The 18,389-nt window shown below is 64.1% G+C and carries 13 protein-coding genes; 5 read left to right on the top strand and 8 right to left on the bottom strand.

The window, feature by feature from the left end; all coding sequences use genetic code 11:
- Positions 1-39 precede the first annotated feature (39 nt).
- From NKJ75_RS03605 to NKJ75_RS03590, 4 genes are read left to right on the top strand one after another with little or no spacing between them, the layout of a single operon-like run.
- Positions 40-4,122, top strand: coding sequence for a Pls/PosA family non-ribosomal peptide synthetase (locus NKJ75_RS03605; protein ID WP_352499207.1), 4,083 nt, complete (start codon positions 40-42; stop codon positions 4,120-4,122).
- Positions 4,122-4,580, top strand: a complete 459-nt coding sequence (locus NKJ75_RS03600) for a GNAT family N-acetyltransferase (RefSeq protein WP_352499206.1) — start codon at positions 4,122-4,124, stop codon at positions 4,578-4,580. The genes NKJ75_RS03605 and NKJ75_RS03600 overlap by 1 nt, the downstream gene beginning before the upstream one ends.
- Complete coding sequence (locus NKJ75_RS03595; protein ID WP_023745470.1) at positions 4,577-5,341, top strand: 4'-phosphopantetheinyl transferase family protein; 765 nt, start codon at positions 4,577-4,579, stop codon at positions 5,339-5,341. Before NKJ75_RS03600 ends, NKJ75_RS03595 begins: the two co-directional genes overlap by 4 nt.
- A gap of 18 nt (positions 5,342-5,359) precedes the next feature.
- Positions 5,360-5,896 carry a dihydrofolate reductase family protein gene (locus tag NKJ75_RS03590; protein ID WP_023697685.1) on the top strand — a complete coding sequence of 179 codons (537 nt, stop codon included), beginning with the start codon at positions 5,360-5,362 and terminating at the stop codon, positions 5,894-5,896.
- A gap of 167 nt (positions 5,897-6,063) precedes the next feature.
- On the opposite strand, the gene NKJ75_RS03585 is transcribed toward NKJ75_RS03590, so the two are convergent.
- The 5 genes from NKJ75_RS03585 to NKJ75_RS03565 form a co-directional block, all read right to left on the bottom strand.
- Positions 6,064-6,924 (bottom strand): patatin-like phospholipase family protein, encoded by an 861-nt coding sequence (locus tag NKJ75_RS03585; protein WP_023694766.1) that lies wholly within the window; start codon positions 6,922-6,924, stop codon positions 6,064-6,066.
- On the bottom strand, positions 6,921-8,297 hold the full coding sequence (locus tag NKJ75_RS03580; protein WP_031247162.1) for a M16 family metallopeptidase: 1,377 nt from the start codon (positions 8,295-8,297) through the stop codon (positions 6,921-6,923). The genes NKJ75_RS03585 and NKJ75_RS03580 overlap by 4 nt, the downstream gene beginning before the upstream one ends.
- A 188-nt stretch (positions 8,298-8,485) precedes the next feature.
- The gene (locus NKJ75_RS03575; protein ID WP_023824515.1) at positions 8,486-9,841 is read right to left on the bottom strand and encodes a M16 family metallopeptidase; all 1,356 of its coding nucleotides are present in this window, start codon (positions 9,839-9,841) and stop codon (positions 8,486-8,488) included.
- Positions 9,842-9,937: 96 nt separating this feature from the next.
- Positions 9,938-10,492 (bottom strand): 16S rRNA (guanine(966)-N(2))-methyltransferase RsmD, encoded by a 555-nt coding sequence (gene rsmD, locus NKJ75_RS03570; protein WP_023671544.1) that lies wholly within the window; start codon positions 10,490-10,492, stop codon positions 9,938-9,940.
- Between the two features lie 47 nt (positions 10,493-10,539).
- Positions 10,540-12,723, bottom strand: a complete 2,184-nt coding sequence (locus NKJ75_RS03565; RefSeq protein WP_352499205.1) for a pseudouridine synthase — start codon at positions 12,721-12,723, stop codon at positions 10,540-10,542.
- Positions 12,724-12,903: 180 nt separating this feature from the next.
- Between NKJ75_RS03565 and NKJ75_RS03560 the strand changes: the two genes are divergently transcribed.
- Positions 12,904-13,356 carry a nucleoside deaminase gene (locus NKJ75_RS03560; protein WP_023694762.1) on the top strand — a complete coding sequence of 151 codons (453 nt, stop codon included), beginning with the start codon at positions 12,904-12,906 and terminating at the stop codon, positions 13,354-13,356.
- A 27-nt stretch (positions 13,357-13,383) separates the two neighbouring features.
- Here the strand turns inward: NKJ75_RS03560 and NKJ75_RS03555 are convergent, their stop codons facing one another.
- The 3 genes from NKJ75_RS03555 to NKJ75_RS03545 form a co-directional block, all read right to left on the bottom strand.
- The gene (locus NKJ75_RS03555; RefSeq protein WP_023682973.1) at positions 13,384-14,067 is read right to left on the bottom strand and encodes a hypothetical protein; all 684 of its coding nucleotides are present in this window, start codon (positions 14,065-14,067) and stop codon (positions 13,384-13,386) included.
- Between the two features lie 201 nt (positions 14,068-14,268).
- A complete protein-coding gene (ileS, locus tag NKJ75_RS03550; RefSeq protein WP_352499204.1) occupies positions 14,269-17,250 on the bottom strand; it encodes an isoleucine--tRNA ligase in 2,982 nt (993 codons plus the stop codon).
- A gap of 232 nt (positions 17,251-17,482) precedes the next feature.
- The gene (locus NKJ75_RS03545) at positions 17,483-18,286 is read right to left on the bottom strand and encodes a MipA/OmpV family protein (RefSeq protein WP_352499265.1); all 804 of its coding nucleotides are present in this window, start codon (positions 18,284-18,286) and stop codon (positions 17,483-17,485) included.
- Positions 18,287-18,389 lie beyond the last annotated feature (103 nt).

Genomic DNA, 18,389 nt, shown 5'->3' with positions numbered 1-18,389 from the left:
CATGAACAGCCGGGCAATGCCCGGCGAGGACGAGAAAGTATGGACATGGACTACGATATCGCCGAACTGGACAGCGACGCGGCAACGGCGATCGGCAGCCTGGCAAGCATCGATGCGCTGGCAAGGATCGCTCGCGGCCCGGCAAGGGACGGCCAGGTCCTGACGGGCGCCGACTTTGCCCGGCAGCCGGGTAAGCGGCTCGATGCGGTCTTCGAGCAGCTCGCCGTCACCTTCGCCGCGTTGCCGGCGGTGATCTCCGACGGGCGCGTCTGGACGTATCAGGAGCTGAACAGCCGTGCCAACCAGTGCGCCCGCATGCTGATCAAGCACGGCGTGCGGCCGGGCCACCGGGTCGGGCTCATTCTCGACCGGTCGGCGGAGACCTATGTGGCGTTGCTGGCGGTGATGAAGGCGGGGGCTGCCTTCGTGCCGCTAGCCACCGCGTTTCCGCAGGAGCGGATGGCGCTGATCATCGAAGACGCCGCCGTCAGCATGATCGTCACCATCGCCGCCTATGCGTCGCGCGCCGGTCAACTGCCCGTTCCCCATGTGCTGATCGACAGCGCCGCCGCCGAAATCTCCGCACAGTCGCCCGCGCCGCTGAAGCAGCAGGCGACCGACGACATTTGCTACATCCTCTATACCTCGGGCACCACCGGCAAGCCCAAGGGCGTGGTCATCACGCACCAGAGCTTCGTCAATTTCATACACGTCGCCGCCGCGTCCTACGGCTACCGGCCGGGCGACCGGGTCTATCAGGGCATGACCATTGCCTTCGATTTTTCCTCCGAAGAGATCTGGGTGCCGTTCGTCGCCGGCGCGACGGTGGTGCCGGCACCTGGCCAGATGCCGCTGGTGGGCGAGGAACTGGCGGATTTCCTGCGCCTCCATGACATCACCTGCATGGCCTGCAGCCCGACATTGTTGTCATCGATGACATCGGATGTGCCCAGCCTGCGCACGCTTTTGGTGGGCGGCGAGGCCTGCCCGCACAATCTGGTGGTGCGCTGGTCGAAGCCGGGCCGGCAGATCCTCAACACCTACGGGCCGACCGAGGCGACCGTCACCGCGACGATGAGGGCGCTGACGCCGGACAGTCCCGTCACGATCGGCGCGCCGTTGCCGACCTACTCCATCGTCATTCTCGACGCTTCGCTGCCGCAACTTGCCGAGCCCGGTGAACTGGGCGAGATCGGCATTGCCGGCATCGGGCTCGCCGTCGGTTATCTGAACCGGCCGGACCTGACCGACCAGAAATTCATCGCCGATTTCGTCGGCCTGCCGAACAACCCGTCGCAGCGCATCTACCGCACCGGCGATCTTGGCCGGATCAACGATAGCGGCGAGATCGAGTATGCCGGGCGCATCGACACGCAGGTGAAGATTCGCGGATATCGCATCGAGCTCGGCGAGATCGAGGCGGTGCTGCTCGACCAGCCCGAGATCGCGCAGGCCGCCGTCACCACCTGGGAGATCGAGCCCGGCCGCGTCGAACTGGTTGCCTATTACGCGCTTAAAACCGGCGTAGCGGCGATTTCCCGAGGGGATCTCGCCCAGACGATGAAGCGGCGGCTGCCGGACTATATGGTGCCCGCCTATCTGGAGGAGCTGCCCGCCATCCCGATGACCGTCTCCAACAAGGTGGATTTGCGCCAGCTGCCCAAGCCGACGAGCATCCGGCTTTCGGCCGATCGCACGATGGTGCCGCCCGCCAATGAGGACGAGCGTTTCCTGGCGGAAGCGCTGGCAACGGTGCTGAAATTCGACGCGGTGTCGGTCGAGGACCACTTCTTCGACGATCTCGGAGCCAATTCCTTGCTGATGGCGCATTTCTGCGCGCGCGTGCGCACCAGGAAGGAATGGGCGACGACGTCGATGCGCGACATCTATCTCTATCCTACAGTGGCGCGCCTGGCGCTGCATCTGGGCGTGGAGATGACGACGGCCACCAACGAGCCGGTCCTCACCCGCCGGGCCTCGAATTTCGCCTACTGGACCTGCGGCGCGGCGCAGCTTTCGTTCTACGGCCTCTACAGCTACGTGGCGCTCTGGGCGATCAATGACGGCCTCAACTGGATGTATGACGCGCTCGACGATCCGCTGCAGCTCTATATCCGGTGCGTGGCGCTTTCGGCGGCCGTGTTCTTCGGCATGTCGGGCTTTGCCGTCATTGCGAAATGGGTGCTCATCGGCCGCTGGAAGGCCGAGGCGTTTCCGATCTGGGGCGTGCGCTACTTCCGCTTCTGGGTGGTCAAGACGTTGATCCGCACCGCACCCGTCGTGCTGTTCCGCGGTAGCCCGCTCTACAGCCTCTATCTGCAGCTGCTCGGCACCAAGCTGGGCAAAAACGCCGTCATCGAATCGAAGTCCGTGCCCGTCTGCACGGATCTTATTTCCATCGGCGCCAACACCATCCTGCGCAAGGAATCGATGATCCTCGGCTTCAGGGCCCAGTCCGGTTATATCCACACCGGGCCGCTGACCATCGGCCGCGATGCCTTCGTTGGCGTCGGCTCCACGCTCGACATCGACACCAGGATCGGCAACGGCGCCCAGCTCGGCCATTCGTCCTCGCTGCATCGCGGGCAAAGCATTCCCGACGGCGAGCACTGGCATGGATCGCCGGCGGTGCCGACCACGGCGGACTATTGCAAGGTGCGCAATGTCAATCCTTACCAGGTCCGGCGCTTCCTCTATGAAGCGCTGCAGCTGATCGGCCTGTTTGGCCTCGTCACCCCGCTGCCGCTCCTGTTCCACAGCTACTGGGAATATGTCGGCGACGACTATCAGGAGACGATCGGCCTTGTCGCAATCGGCACCACGGTCACGCTTTTCGGCTATATCGCGGCGGCTTTCCTGGCAGCGACGCTGGTGCCGCGCCTGACCAGCCTCATCTTGAAGCCGGGCCGCACCTACACGCTTTACGGTTTCCGCTACTGGCTGCAGACCATCGCCGAATTCGCCAGCAATTCCCGCGTGCTCGGGCTCCTGGCCGGCGACAGCTCGGCCGTCGTGCACTACATGCGCGCCATCGGCTGGAACCTCAACAGAGTGGTGCAGACCGGCTCCAATTTCGGCTCCAACCAGCAGCACGAAAATCCGCTTCTGTGCGAGATCGGCACCGAGACCATGGTCTCGGACGGGCTGTTCATGATCAACATGCACAAGTCCGCCTCGGCCTTCAGGCTCGAGCCGACGCGCATCGGCGAACGCAACTATCTCGGCAACAACATCTATTATCCCCCGGACGGCCGCACCGGCGACAACGTGCTGCTCGGCACCAAGGTGATGATCCCCATCGATGGGCCGGTGCGCGAGAATGTCGGCCTTCTCGGTTCGCCTGCGTTTGAAATCCCGCGCATGGTGAACCGCGACAAGGAGCTTATCGCCGGCGTCGACGAGGCCGACCGGCGCCGGCGCATCCCGCACAAGAACCGCCACAACCTGGTGACCATTCTTCTGTTCCTGGCAACGCAATGGGTCATGCTGTTCGTCACGCTGGCGATCTGGGACCGGGCGCTGAACTACTATACGGAATGGGCGGAGGTCGCCCTGTTCGCCGCCGTGCTTTTGACCTCGGCGATCACCATTCCGTTCTACATTCTGGTCGAGCGGGCAAGCCTTGGCTTTGGCCGGTTAAAGCCGCAGATGACGACGATCTACGACGTCGCCTTCTGGCGCCACGAACGCCACTGGAAGCTGGCGGATTCGCCGATCGTGCGCCTGTTCGCCGGCACGCCGTTCCGGCCGATGATCCTGCGCCTGCTCGGCGTCAAGGTCGGCAGCCGGGTCTATGATGGCGGCAGCAACCTGACCGAGCGCTCGCTGGTCGAGATCGGCGACGACGTCACGCTCAACGAGGGCTGCGTCATTCAGGCCCACTCGCTGGAAGAAGGCGCGTTCAAGTCCGATTTCATCCGCATCGGCGATGGTTGCACGCTCGGACCTTCCGCCTTTGTCCACTACGGCGTGGTGATGGGCAAAGGCTCGATGGTCGACGCGGACTCCTTCGTGATGAAGGGCGAAGAGCTGGAACCCAACTCGATCTGGCGGGGCAACCCGGCCAAGCTGCATCGCTTCGTCGAGCCGCTGCCGGAGGATAGCGTCAAGGCAACGGCTTGATGGGCGCAGACGTCCGTCTCGTTTCGGTGACTGCGGCCAACCGGGCCCTGGTCGCGGCTCTGGAACTGGCTGCGGATCAGATGGATTTCGTCGCCAGCAATGCGGAGTCGCTGGACGAAGCCGAAAGCGACGGGGACGCTCGGCCGCGCGTCGTCATGGCAGGGGATCGCGTCGTCGGTTTCCTGATGTACGAGGCGCCGCAGGACGACGACGAGGCGCGGATCTACCGCTTCATGATCGATCGCGTCCATCAGGGCCAAGGCTACGGCAAGGCCGCTTTGCGCGAAGTGCTGGATGAAATCATGCGGCTCGGCCACATCAGCCACGTTTCGATCTGCTACGAACCTGGGAATGAAGCGGCACGCCGCCTCTATCGCGCTGCCGGTTTCGTCGAAGAAGGGCCCGACGAGGACGGGGAAATGATCGCCGACCTCGCTCTGCGGGGCGAACAGCCATGACGCGCCGGCTCGATGCCGGTGCCAGCCTGTCGGCGCAGTTGCTGGCGGCGATGGCCGCCATGGCACCGGCCGGCGTTCGGATCGGATGCCGCACGATCCGCGAAGGCGATGAGAACCATTTGCTGCCGCAGGAAGCACGCTCCATCCCGTCACGCCTGCCGCTGATGCGGCGGGCGAGTGGCGCGGCGCGGTGGATCGCGCACGAGCTGCTGGCGGATATGGGCTTGAACGACGTCGCTATCCTCCGCGGCTCCTCCGGCGCACCGGTATGGCCTCATGGAGTAACGGGGTCGCTGGCTCACGACGACGAGATAGCCGTGGCGGCCGTCGCGCCGCTCTCCCACGTCGCCTCGCTCGGCATCGATATCGAGCCCGCTTTGCCCCTGCCCGACGACATCTTCGCGCTGGTTGCAGTCCCCGCTGACCGGATCGACGCAACCGACTTGTGTCTTGCCGGTCGCATCCTTTTTGCCGCGAAGGAAGCTGTCTACAAGGCCGCCTACCCGCTTGATGGCGAAGTGCTGGGCTATGAGGACATCACCGTCGATCTCGACGCAAGCGACGCTGTGACGAAGACGGGCCGCAGAGCGAGACTGGTTTACTGCGTTGCTCCGTGTGTGGTCGTTCTGGCGTTTGTCGATGGTGTCCGAAGCGCCCCCCCTTTAAGCGCGATGGGCCAGCGCCCGACAGCAACGCCTGCTCAACAAAGCGCTTTTTTTTCGCAGAGCGGTCGCAAAAGGCTCACACGGTTCGTCCTTTGACAGAAGAAGGAGCGCGCCATGAGAAACCTTATTATCACCGAGTTCATCAGCATCGATGGCATCGCCGAGGTCGAGAAGCTGCCCAGCGTGACCTGGAACGATGAGATGCAAAGGTTCAAGGAGGACGAGCTTGCCGACAGCGGGGCCATGCTTCTGGGGCGCACGACCTACGAGATTTTTGCCGGCTCTTGGCCCAAGGAAACCGGAGACTTCGCCGACCGGTTCAATGCGCTGCCGAAATATGTCGCGTCGACAAGCCCGAAGGCACTCGACTGGAAACCGGCCGAGTTGCTGAAGGGTGTGTTGCCGGAAGCGGTTCGGGCGCTGAAGCAAGGCAGCGGCGGCAACATCTATGTGCATGGCAGCCTGAGCGTCGCGCGGGAATTGCTGCGCCATGGTCTGGTCGATCGCGTCAGGCTGCTGAGCTACCCTGGCTCCGTCGGGGAGGGCAAGAAGCTGTTCCCGCCCGATATGCCGGTGGCGTTGGAGCCGATCTCGACCGTACAGTTCAGCAATGGCGTGGTGGCGCTGGAATATGCGGCTGGGAGGGTGTGAGACGCTGGTGGGTAATCTCCCCTTGAGGGGAGATGTCGCCGAAGGCGACAGAGGCGGTCGGTCCGTCCTGACGCAACCTCCTATCGACCGTAGGAGGTCGAGCTTCACGCGAGACGACCCCCTCTGGTCCGCCGGCCATCTCCCCCTCGAGGGGGGAGATCGGCAGCTCACCCTGCTTTCTTCCCCCGCTTGCCCTTGGCATGCGCCTCGACCACTCTTTCCACCTCGCGCTTCAGTTCGTCCTTGACCTCCTGCGTCTCGGCAAGCAGCGTGTCGATCTTCATGAAATCGAGCACGCGGTATTTTGACACTGGCGGGCGGATCAGTATGTCGGGGGGGCGCTGGTTCAGCTTGTGGGCGATGATCGACTGCATCATCAATTGCGTGGCGCCGTACATCAGATCGACGGTGGTCGGGTGCTTGCGCTCGGCCTCGCTCGGCGCACCGACGACGTCGATCGCGATGATGATGTCGGCGGCGTCTTCGATGAGGTCGAACGGCACCGGATTGTAGATGCCGCCGTCGATCAGCACGCGGTCGTCGCGCGTCACCGGGCGGAACACGGCGGGAATGGCAGCCGAGGCGGCGAGCGCCGAATGCAGGTCGCCCTCGTCGAAGACGGCCAGCTTGTGACCGAAATAGTCCGTCGCCGTCACCTTGAGCGGGATCATCAGCTCGGCGAAGGTTTCCGGGATGGCTTCCGGCAGGAACGCCTTCAAGATGCGCTCTATGTTGAACTGGCTGACGCGGATGCCGCCCTGCATCGCCTCGGCGATGGTGCCGGGACGCGAGCGCCACATGCGCGCCGCCACCTCGGCGCGGCGGCCGAGGATCGAGCGGGCGTAGTCCTCGATGTCCTTTCCGCTCATGCCCGAGGCCATGCCGGCGCCCATGATGGCGCCGATCGAGGAGCCGGCGATGGCCACGGGCTTGATGCCGAGCTCGTCCAGCGCCTCGACGATGTGGATATGGGCGAGGCCGCGCGCGCCGCCGCCGCCAAAGGCGATACCGAAAGTCGGACCTGTCATTTGGCCTCCAGCTTCGGCCCGATGCTCATGATCGCGGGCGCCGGCGTCAGCAGCTTCTTCGCCGCTGCCTTGACCTGATCGAGCGTCACGCCGTTGATGAGCGCCGCGCGGCGCTGCACGTAGTCGATGCCGAGATTGTCGAGCTGCAATTCCACCAGGGTCGCGGCAATGGCGCTGGAAGAATCCAGATTGCTGATAGCATAGGAGCCGACCATGTATTTCTTGGTCGCGTCCAGCTCGGCCTCGGTCGGCCCCTCCTGCGCCATCTTCTTGACCACCTCCTTGACGATGGCGAGCGTCTCGGCGGCGCGGTCGGAACGCGTCGCCGTGGTGATGATCAGCGCATTGGAATGCTGGTGGTCGACCAGGTTGGAATCGACGGAGTAGGCCAAGCCGCGCTTTTCCCGCACCTCGTCATAGAGGCGCGAGGTGAAGGTGCCGCCGCCGAGAATCTGGTTCATCAGCACCGCGGGGAAGAAATCCGGCGCATCGCGCTTCACACCGGGGTAGGCAAACTGCAGCGAGGTCTGCGGCAGGTCGTAGTCGACCTCGAGCTGCTGGCCGAGCTTCAGCTCGGTATCGGCAACCGGTTGCAGCACCTGCTTTTCCGGCAGATCGCCGAAGACCTCATCGAGCTTCCGTTTCAGCGTCGCGGCATCTATGTCGCCGACCACTGCAACATGCAGGCCGCTGCGGGCGAAATTGGCCTTGTGGAAGGCAGCCAGATCCGCTGCCGTGATGGTGGCGATGCTGTCCTTGGTGCCCTGGTCGGGCCTGGAATACGGATGGTCGCCATAGATGGCGCGCAGCCATTTGGTTTGCGCGACGGTGTTGGGGTCACGCTCATTGGCGATGATGCCGGACAGGATCTGGGCGCGGATACGGTCGATCGGCGCCTGGTCGAAGCGCGGGCTGGTGACCGCCAGCCTGAGCAGGTCGAAGGCCGCATCCTTCTGCTCGGCCAGCATCCGCATCGCGCCATAGGTGCCGTCGCGCGCCGCTTCGAAGCCCATTTCGGCGCCGGCATCGTCAAGCTTGATCTGGAAGGCCTCGCTGTCGAGGTCGCCGGCGCCCTCGTCGAATAGGCCGGTCATCAGATTGACCAGCCCTTCCCGCCCCGCCGGATCCTGCGTCGAGCCGCCATCGAAGACGAAGCGGATGGCGACGATCGGAATGGAGTGGTCCTCGACCAGCCAGGCGTTGACGCCTTTCGATGAGGTCACCGGCTGAATGTCCATCGCGTGCGCGGCAAGCGCCGGCAGGATGAGGAAGAAGATGCCGAGGAACAGTGTGGCGAAGACGTGGAGAACCGCGATGCGCCTATGAGTAATCCCATCAGGCCATTGATCGCCAAGGTCAGCTCCGCCCCTCATCGCGCTGCCGGGCACTTCTCCCCGTATAGTGACGGGGAGAAGGGGTCTCGCCGCGACGCTGGCGCTCTTCTTACGACGCTGATGGTTGGCGAAATCGACGATGACAGCGCCCCTCTCCCCGTCACTATAGGGGGAGAGGATGCCGGCAGGCAGGTGAGGGGCAGCGCTAACGCTCAATCTCGTCATCATCAATTCCCCGCCTGTTGCTGCGGCAAGAGATAGCCGGTCGTCGTACGATCGAGCAGCAGATAGCGTGCGGCGACCGCCTTTATCTCATCGGCGGTGACCTTGCGAATGCGTTCCGGCCATTCCTCGATATCCCTGACGTTGCCGCCGGTGGCGAGCTCGGCGCCGTAGAGATTGGCCATCTCGTCCTGCTTGTCGCGGGCGAAGATCATGGCCCTGATATAGCGGGCCTTGGCCTTCTCCAGCTCATCGGCGGTGACGCCGTCCTTGACGATGCGGGCGATCTCGGCGTCGACGGCCGCCTCGACGTCGCTCAGCTTGGCGTCGCCGCGCGGCGCGCCATAGACGGTGAAATTGGTGGCGTCGAGCATCGTACCCTGGAAGAACGCGCCGGTCGCCGATGCGATGCCTTGCTTGACCACGAGTTGCTGGTAGAGCCTGCTGCGGCTGCCGCCGCCAAGGATCTCTCCCAGCAGGTCGAGCGCCTCGGCCTCGCCGGGTTTTGCCGTGTGGTAGGACGGAACCACCCATTGCGTCGAAAAGCTCGGCACCGAAACGCGCCCATCGGTGAGCGTCACCGTGCGCTTGGTGTTCTGCTCCGGCTCGACCGGGCGGATGCGCGGGGGCAGGTCGGGACCGCGCGCGACCTTGCCATAGGTTTTTTCGGCCAGCGCCTTCACGACCTCCGGCTCGACATCGCCGGCCACGATCAGCACCGCATTGTTGGGGCGGTAGTATTTGTCATAGAAGGCAACCGCATCGGTGCGGTTCAACTGCTCCATCTCCTGCATCCAGCCGATCACCGGAATGCGGTAGGGCTGGTTCTGCCAGAGCGTCGCGTCGACCTCTTCGTCGAGCACCGCCTGCGGATTGCTGTCGATGCGCGCGCGGCGCTCTTCCAGGATCACGTCGCGCTCGGTCTTGATGACCTCGTCGGTCAAGATGAGGTTGCGCATGCGATCGGCCTCGAAGCTCATCATCTCACCGAGTGCCGAGGGCGCCACCGTCTCGTGGAAGGCAGTGTAGTCATAGGAGGTGAAGGCGTTGTTGGAGCCGCCGATGGCCGATATGGCGCGGTCGAACTCGCCCGCGGCGTGGTTGGTCGTGGCCTTGAACATCAGGTGTTCGAAGAAGTGCGCTATGCCGGACTTGCCTGGCGGCTCGTCGGCGCTGCCGATCTTGTACCACACCATATGGGTGACGATGGGGGCGCGGTGATCGGGAATGACCACCACCTCCATGCCATTGTCGAGCAGGAAGTTGGCCACCTTGCCATCGTCCGCGGCCAGGGCCGGGCCGGCCATGGTCAGCGCGGTGGCGAGCAAGGCTCTCCGCAGCCATTCAGTATGAAATGTCATTGATGGCTCCGGTTGTTATCGCGCGACGATAGGCAAGGTTAGCCGCGGAGGCAAAGTGAATTGTGCGTCATTTTGAAGGCGCCGGTCGCTCCACCCTTACGCAAGCTCGATGAACCGGACCACCGTCTCGCCGTAGTTTCGTTCATCAACCACCGAGAATTCCGGCCCAATCTCGAAGGGCGCCGAGGCGGCTTCCTCGACCACGCAGAGCGCGCCGGGCAGCAACCAGCCGCCATCCCTGGCCGAGCGCAGGGCGCGCTCGCCAAGGCCCTTGCCATAGGGCGGATCGGCGAAGACCAGGCCGAATGCCGCAAGCGTACCGGCCTCACCCAGGGCGGTCGCGTCGCGGCGGAAGATCTTGGTGCGGCCGGTAAGGCCAAAAGCTTCGACATTGGTGCGGATCAGGCCGCGTCCTTCGGCCGATTCTTCGATAAAGACGCCATAGGAAGCGCCGCGCGACAGCGCTTCGAGGCCGAGAGCGCCGGTGCCGGCGAAAAGGTCGAGCACACGCGCGCCGTCGAGCTTGTCGGCAAAGCGGTGCGCCAGCACGTTGAAGACGGCCTCGCGGGCGCGGTCGGTCGTCGGGCGGATGGCATGGTCGCGCGGCGTCGCCAGCGGACGCCCGCGAAATTGGCCGCCGACGATTCTCATTTATGCCCGGGTCTCATTTAAGGCCGGATCTCATTTAAGTCCCGGCATCATCTGGTCCTCGGGCCCTTGGGACCGTTGCGTGGCCGCTCGCCGCCCCGACCGCCATCCGGACGCTCGCCACCCGGCTTGCCGAACGGCTTGGCTCCGCCCGGCTTGCCATAGGCCGGCTTGCCATAGGACGGCTTGAATGACGCCTTGCGCGCCTTGGCCTCGGCCGCCTTGGCGGCATCGGCTTCCGCCCTGCCCTTGCCGATCGGACGCGCGCCCGGCGCCATCCAGACATTAGCCTTGCGCTGGCCCGGCGGATCGATCGGCCGCTGCTCGCGCTCGGGCTTCTTGCCGCCGCGCGGTTTGTCACCAAAGGCGCCGCGCGGCTTGTCGCCGAAGCCTCCACGGGGCTTGTCGCCAAAATCGCCGCGCGGCTTTTCGCGAAACTCGCTGCGCGGCTTGTCCGAAAACTCGCTGCGCTCGGGTCTCGGGCCGCGTTCGCCAAAGCTCTTTTCCGGCCTCGCGCCCCTTTCGGGACTGGTCGACAGCTTGCCGAGCGCTTCGTCGCGGCTGCCTTCGCGGCGCTTGCGGTTCTTGATCAGACCGCCCTCGCCGATCGGCCGATGGTCACCCTCGCGGGTGACTTTCGGCCGTTCCGGCTCCGCGTCACGCTCTCGCCGCACCGGCTGGTTGGAAAACGGCTTGATGATCTCGGCGTCGAAATTGGCGCCGGATTCCTCGACCAGTCGCTCGCCGAGCTGGTCGCGCAAGACGCGGCCCTTGATCTCCAGCACATGGCCTTCGGCGAGATCGTCGAGCTGGAACGGTCCGTAGGAGATACGGATCAGCCGCGTCACGTCGAGGCCGAGCGATCCAAGGATGTTCTTCACTTCGCGGTTCTTGCCTTCGCGCAGGCCGATCGTCAGCCAGGCGTTGGTGCCTTGCTCACGGTCGAGCGTCGCTTCGATGGCGCCGTAGAAGACGCCGTCGACGGCAATGCCTTCACGCAGGCCTGCGAGCATGCTTTCCTCGACCTTGCCATGGACGCGCACGCGGTAACGGCGCAGCCAGCCAGTGGCAGGCAGTTCGAGCACGCGCGACAGACCGCCATCATTGGTGAGCAGCAGCAGGCCTTCGGTGTTGATGTCGAGGCGGCCGATGGTCATCAGCCGCGGCAATTCGGCCGGCAGCACGTCGAACACGGTCTTGCGGCCCTCGGGGTCGCGGTTGGTGGTAACGACGCCGGCCGGCTTGTGAAACAGGAACAGGCGGGTGCGCTCGATCGGCGGGATCTCCATGCCGTCGAGATGGATGATGTCGCCCGGCATGACGTTGAAGGCCGGCGAGGTCAAAGCCCGGTTGTTGACCTTGACACGGCCCGCCGCGATCAGGTCTTCGGCGTCGCGGCGCGACGCCAGGCCGGCGCGGGCCAGCCGCTTGGCGATACGCTCGCCGGCTTCTTCCGCATCTGCCGGACGCGGGCGCGGCTTGAAGGCGCCGCCAGATGCTTGCGGCCGGTCACCACCGAAATCGCGCTTGGGGCGATCGCTGAAGTCACGCTTGGGACGATCTCCGGCGTCGCGCTGCGGGCGATCGCCAAAATCGCGCTTTGGCCGGTCAAAACGCTTTTCGCCCTCGGCGGAAGCAGGCCGATCGCCACGCGGTGCGTAGGGCTTGCGCGGCCCTTCACGCTTTTCGAAAGGCTTGCCTTCGGGACGCGGCCCCTTGCTGAATGGCCGATCGCCGCCCTTGAAATCGCGCTTTGGCCGCTCGCCATCGGCCGCAACCGGCCGATCGCCGCGCGGTGCATAAGGCTTGCGCGGCCCCTCGCGCTTTTCATACGGCTTGCGTTCACCCTCGGCCGGCATAGGGCGATCCCCACGCGGCGCATAGGGTTTGCGCGGCCCTTCGCGCTTTTCATACGGCTTGCGCTCGCCTTCGGCTGCCATCGGCCGGTCACCGCGTGGTGCATATGGCTTGCGCGGTCCCTCGCGCTTTTCGAAGGGCTTGCCTTCGGAACGCGGACCTTTGCTGAATGGCCGGTCGCCACTTTTGAAATCGCGCTTGGGCCGCTCGCCCTCAGCCGCTGCGGGCCGGGCGCCTCGCGGTGAATAGGGTTTCTTGGCCCCGAAGGAGGGTTTGCCGCTTTTGCCGGCGGCGCCATCGCGGCGCGGCCCCGCGGCTCCAGGGCCGCTTTTGCCCGGGCCTTTGTGGCGCGGAGATTTCTTGTCGTTGTCGTCCATGTGGCCTTTGCCTTGTTGCGCTGCTACAGCGTGGCGCATCCTTTCGGACGCGCAAAGGACGCTATAGCACTTTGATTTGGCGCATGATCATTTCCGAAAATCTGTTCCGATATTCGGGTTGACGCGCTCCATAACAGGATCACCGCCAAGTGGCGAGGAGATAATCGGAATGGAAACCGCGTGAAGCGGCCGGATTTCATGGCGCTGGCGCTGAAAGAGGCGCAAGCCGCCGCCTTGCGCGGAGAAGTTCCGGTTGGCGCCGTCATCGCCAGCGGCGACACGGTGGTGGCATCCGCCGGTAACCGCACCCGCGAACTTGCCGATCCGACGGCGCATGCCGAAATGCTGGCCATCCGCGCGGCCTGCCAAACGCTCTCCAGCGAGCGGCTGACCGGCCACGACCTCTATGTGACGCTGGAACCCTGCGCCATGTGCGCCGGCGCCATTTCCTTCGCCAGGCTGCGCCGGCTCTATTTCGGCGCGGCCGACGAGAAGGGCGGCGCGGTGGTCAACGGCGTGCGCTTCTTCGCTTCGCCGACCTGCCACCATACGCCCGACATCTATCCGGGCATGGCCGAGGCCGATGCGGCGCTGCTGCTCAGGGAATTCTTTCGGGAAAGACGCGAAACGTAGAGCCTTCAGCTACCGAAGGCGGCGTTCCTACCAGGAGGGCAGCCAGTCGAAGAGCCCGCCGCTCTTGCCTTTGGCGGCCGCTTCCTTCTTGAGGCGGCGTTCCTTCTTGTATTCATCCTCGCCGAGTTCGCCCTGCGGCGCCGTGTCGGAGGCAGCTCGGTAGGCCAGAGGCGGCTCGCTCAGATATCTGCGAGTGTTGGGATCGCCCTGCTTTTGCTCTGCGGTGCGGCGCTGGATCTCCGCGGCGCGGCCCTTGTCTGAATCCTTCGGCGACCAGGCCGGCGGGTGGCTGGAGCCCGAATCCGCCAGCGCCTTCTTCACGGAAGCCGGATCGGTCTGCACGTCATCGACGATCCCCGATTGATAGGACGGGTCGTCCTGGTGGGCAGTGGCGTCGGCACGCAGACGGGCGCGGCGCTGCTCGGGCGATTCGGGCCAATCGGTGCTCGCCGTCTCGATGCTTTCCTGAGGCGGCGGCAGCACTTCCTTCTGCCCCGGCGCCGGCTTTACCAGCTCCGGACGCGGCCTGTAGTCGATCTGTTCCTTGTGCTTGGGCGTGATCGCGAAGGCGCCGGAAAGGTCTCCGGCAAGCTGCTCGCCAGCCGTCTTGTCGGTGCCGTAGGTCGGCGAGCCCATGCAGCCGGACAGAGCGAGGCCGGACGCGACAAGCGGCGCCAGCAGCGCAACGCGCACGGAAGTTCTGTCGATCATGCCAAAAAGTCCCACTCTAGACAGCCTCTCGATCGTCACCGGCCAAAGGCCCGGTCCCCATCGTCCACGCTCTTGCGACGGAATTCCGGCGACAATTTGTCTTCCGGAGTTTCGCGTGTTTATCTCAACCACTCGTTAAGGGCAACGCGCGGGCGGTTTTCGCCCACGCGGCATGGCATTTGTGCACCGGCTTATGAGCAGTCACAAACGTCCCAGAGCCTTGAGTTCATGCAGGACGGCGGCATCGCGGGCAGACACGTCGGGGAATTCCACGTCCTGCCCGACATCGGCGGTATAGCGCCATGAGCGCGCGCATTTGACCAAGCCGCGGTCCTCGGCCTTTTCGACCACCACCGCGACACCCTTGACGTCGTCGAGCGCAAAGGCGCCTTCCGGCGCCTTGCCGTGGGCGATGACGAGATCGCTGGTGATCGCCATTTCGGCCATGTCGACATCGGCGATCGCGGCTTCAAGCGTGGCATTGTCGAGGCTCACGACCGGCACGGCTTCCAGCGAGGCACCGATGACCTTCTGAGCGCGTGCGATCTCGAGCGCGCCGGTGACGACACGGCGGACCTGCCGCACCTTGCGCCATTTTTCCGCCAGTGCCTCGTTCTTCCAGTCGGCCGGAATCTCGGGGAACTGGTCGAGATGCAGCGAGACAGCATCCGGATGACGGTCGAGCCAGGCTTCTTCCGTGGTGAAGGGCAGCATCGGGGCCAGCCATTTCACCAGGCAGTCGAAGAGGTGGCGCACCACTTGCACCGAGGCCTTGCGCTTCACGCTGGCGGGTCCCTCGCAATAGAGCGCGTCCTTCCTGATGTCGAAATAGAAGGCCGACAGCTCGACCACCATGAAGTCGAGCAAAGTGCGGGTGATGCGTTTGAACTCGAACGCGTCGTAGCCCGAGCGCACGACCTCATCGAGCTCGGCCAGCCGATGCAGCATCAGCCGCTCCAGTTCCGGCATCTTGTCCAGCGGCACCTCCTCGCCATCGTCATGGGCGAGCGTGCCCAGCATCCAGCGGATGGTGTTGCGGAGCTTGCGGTAGGCGTCGATGTTGGTCTGCAGCACGTTCTTGCCGAGACGCTGGTCTTCCCAATAATCCGTCGTCACCACCCATAACCGCAGAATGTCGGCGCCGGACTGCTTGATGACGTCTTGCGGCACCACGGTGTTGCCGAGCGATTTCGACATCTTTCGCCCCTCCTCATCCATGGTGAAGCCATGGGTGACGACGGTGTCGTAAGGTGCCCTGCCCCTGGTGCCGCAGCTTTCGAGCAGCGAGGAGTGGAACCAGCCGCGATGCTGGTCGGAGCCTTCGAGATAGACGTCGGCCGGCCATTTCAGGTCCGGACGGTCTTCCAGCGTGAAGACATGCGTCGAGCCCGAATCGAACCAGACGTCGAGGATGTCCATCACCTGCTTCCATTTGGAGGCCTCGTGATTGCCGAGGAAACGCTCCTTGGCGCCGGCAGCGAACCAGGCGTCGGCGCCTTCCTGTTCGAAAGCATCCATGATGCGCTGGTTGACGGCTTCGTCCTTCAGCACGTTGCCATCCTCATCGGCAAAGACGGCGATCGGCACGCCCCAGGCGCGCTGGCGTGACAAGACCCAATCCGGGCGTTCCTCGATCATGGCGCGGATACGGTTCTGGCCGGCCGCCGGCACGAAGCGTGTGTCGTCGATCGCCTTCAGCGCACGGCTGCGCAACGTCGTGCCGTCGCCGAGGTCCTTGTCCATATAGACGAACCATTGCGGCGTGTTGCGGAAGATGATCGGCTTCTTCGACCGCCAGGAATGCGGGTAGGAATGCTTCAGCCGGCCGCGCGCGAACAGCGCGTTGCGCTTGATCAGTTCGTCGATGACCGCCTGATTGGCATTGCCCTTCTTGCCGTTATCGTCGATGACACGCGCGGCGCCACCTTCGCGATCCGGGCCAAAACCCGGCGCGTCCCTGGTGAAGAAGCCGGCATCATCTACAGTGAAGGGGATGGCAGGGTCGATGCCACGTGCGCGCAAATCCGATGCCGCATCCATCCAGGCATCAAAGTCCTCGCGGCCATGGCCCGGCGCGGTGTGGACGAAGCCGGTGCCGGCGTCGTCGGTGACATGATCGCCGGCCAGCATCGGCACGGCGAATTCGTAGCCGCCGCCGAGACCTTTGAAGGGATGTGAAAGTGTAAGGCTTCCAAGCTCTTCGACCGAAACGCTGCGAAGCCGATTCAAGGTGACCTTGGCCTTGGCCGAGGAGTCTTCGGCAAGCGCATCTGCAAAGATCAGCTTTTCACCGGGCTGTGGACCGAACGAATTTTCGGCTGCGGTAACTTCATAAAGGCCGTAGCCGATCCGTGACGAATAATTGACGGCACGGTTGCCGGGGATCGTCCACGGCGTTGTCGTCCAGATGACGACGTGGGCGTTGTCCAAAAGTGCAACGCTTTCCGGAACGCGCATGGACGGTGCAGCGTCTGATACAAAGTGCTCAACGCTCCAAAATCCTGACACAACTGGAAACTTCACCCAGATCGTGTCGGACTCATAGTCCTGGTATTCGATCTCGGCCTCGGCCAGTGCGGTGCGCTCGACGACGCTCCACATTACCGGCTTGGAGCCGCGATAGAGCTGGCCCGACATGGCGAACTTCAACAACTCCCCGGCAATGCGCGACTCCGAGTGGAAAGCCATTGTCGTATAGGGGTTCTTGAAATCGCCAACGACGCCGAGCCGCTGGAACTCGCCGCCCTGCACCGTGATCCAGTTCGCGGCGAAGTCGCGGCATTCCTTGCGGAACTCGTTGACCGGCACCTCGTCCTTGTTCTTGCCCTTGGCGCGGTACTGTTCCTCGATCTTCCATTCGATCGGCAGGCCGTGGCAGTCCCAGCCGGGCACGTAATTGGAGTCATAGCCGCGCATCTGGAACGAGCGGGTGATGACGTCCTTGAGGATCTTGTTCAGCGCGTGGCCGATATGGATGTTGCCGTTGGCGTAAGGCGGGCCGTCATGCAGCACGTATTTCTCGCGGCCTGCGGCCTCTTCGCGCAGCTTGCGGTAGAGATCCATGTCCTGCCAGCGCTTGACCAGCAGCGGTTCTTTTTCAGGCAAGCCGGCGCGCATCGGGAAATCCGTCTGCGGCAGATAAAGCGTCTTGGAATAGTCGATCGTTTCAACAGTGTCGGTCATTGGTCTGCCATATGCATTGCCCGGCGGGCGTAAAAGCTCGGGCGTGAACTATCATGATTGGAAAAGCGCGAGGGGGCGCGCAAAACTCCCGGCGGCTCCGGCGGCGCTCAGGCCGCCCGGAACACCGGGCCTGTAATTCGTATCGTCAGCGCGCGAACGCGTGAAAAGCTCGTCATTCCCGGGCTTTTAGCGGAGAAAGCCGTAGGAATAAAGCGTCTCTTGTTCGATTCACTTACATCGCGAAGTCGAAGCGATAGGTGGTCGAGACGCCGACCGTGAACTGGTTACGGTCGCCGCGCTCCTTGACCAGGCTGGAATCGGCGGCCGGGCCTATCAGGCGCGCATATTCGCCGAACAGGCTGGCGGTCATCGGGTCGGTGACCTTCCAGGTGATGGCGCCGCCGAGTCCGGTCGATTTCAGGCCGCCGCCAGGATGGTATTCGCTCAGGCCCGAGGCCACAGCCTCCTTGGCGTTGACGCCATAATAGGAGTCGAAATAGCTCGATGAGGCAAAGGACACGCGCGGGCCTCCCGAAATCCTGACCGTCGGCGTGATATCGTAGAAGGCATCGGCGGCAATGTCGGCGACAAAGCCATTATGGGCACGAATGCCGTGGCGCAATTCGGCGCGGGCGCGCAACCAATCCGTCGGGTAGAATTCGAAGAAGCCGCCGACCTCACCGCCCCAGCGCACCGGGCCGAGGCCCTTGAGTTCATCCTTGCTGTCGCGTGAAAACAGGAACTTTCCGGTCAGGCCGGCGCGGACGCCGCCATCGTCGACCAGCGCCAGCGAGATGTTGTCGTTGCGCGAGGTAAAGCGCGCGGCCGGGCCGGCCTTGCCCAGCGAGATGATCGGCGATGCGCTGAGCAGATAGCTGTTGGAGCCCTCGAATTTCGGCGCGACCATGCCGGTGGCGCCAAGCGTCAGGTACCAGTCGCCGGACATCCAGCCGAAGGCACCCTCGCCCGCATTGGCGGTGGACAAAGTGAGCAGCGCCGAGGCGAGAAACAGCGGAATCGTCCAGACAATACGCATCATCACCCCATACGCGAAACAAAACGGAGAGAACACCCGGCAGCCAAAGCCATGGCGCCGGTTCGGTAAAATTTGACTTAAAATCTACAGCAGTGGCGGCAAC

It is taken from the genome of Mesorhizobium sp. M0058 (assembly GCF_040323095.1).
Classification (GTDB): domain Bacteria; phylum Pseudomonadota; class Alphaproteobacteria; order Rhizobiales; family Rhizobiaceae; genus Mesorhizobium.
This window is presented reverse-complemented; position numbering and strand designations above follow the sequence as displayed.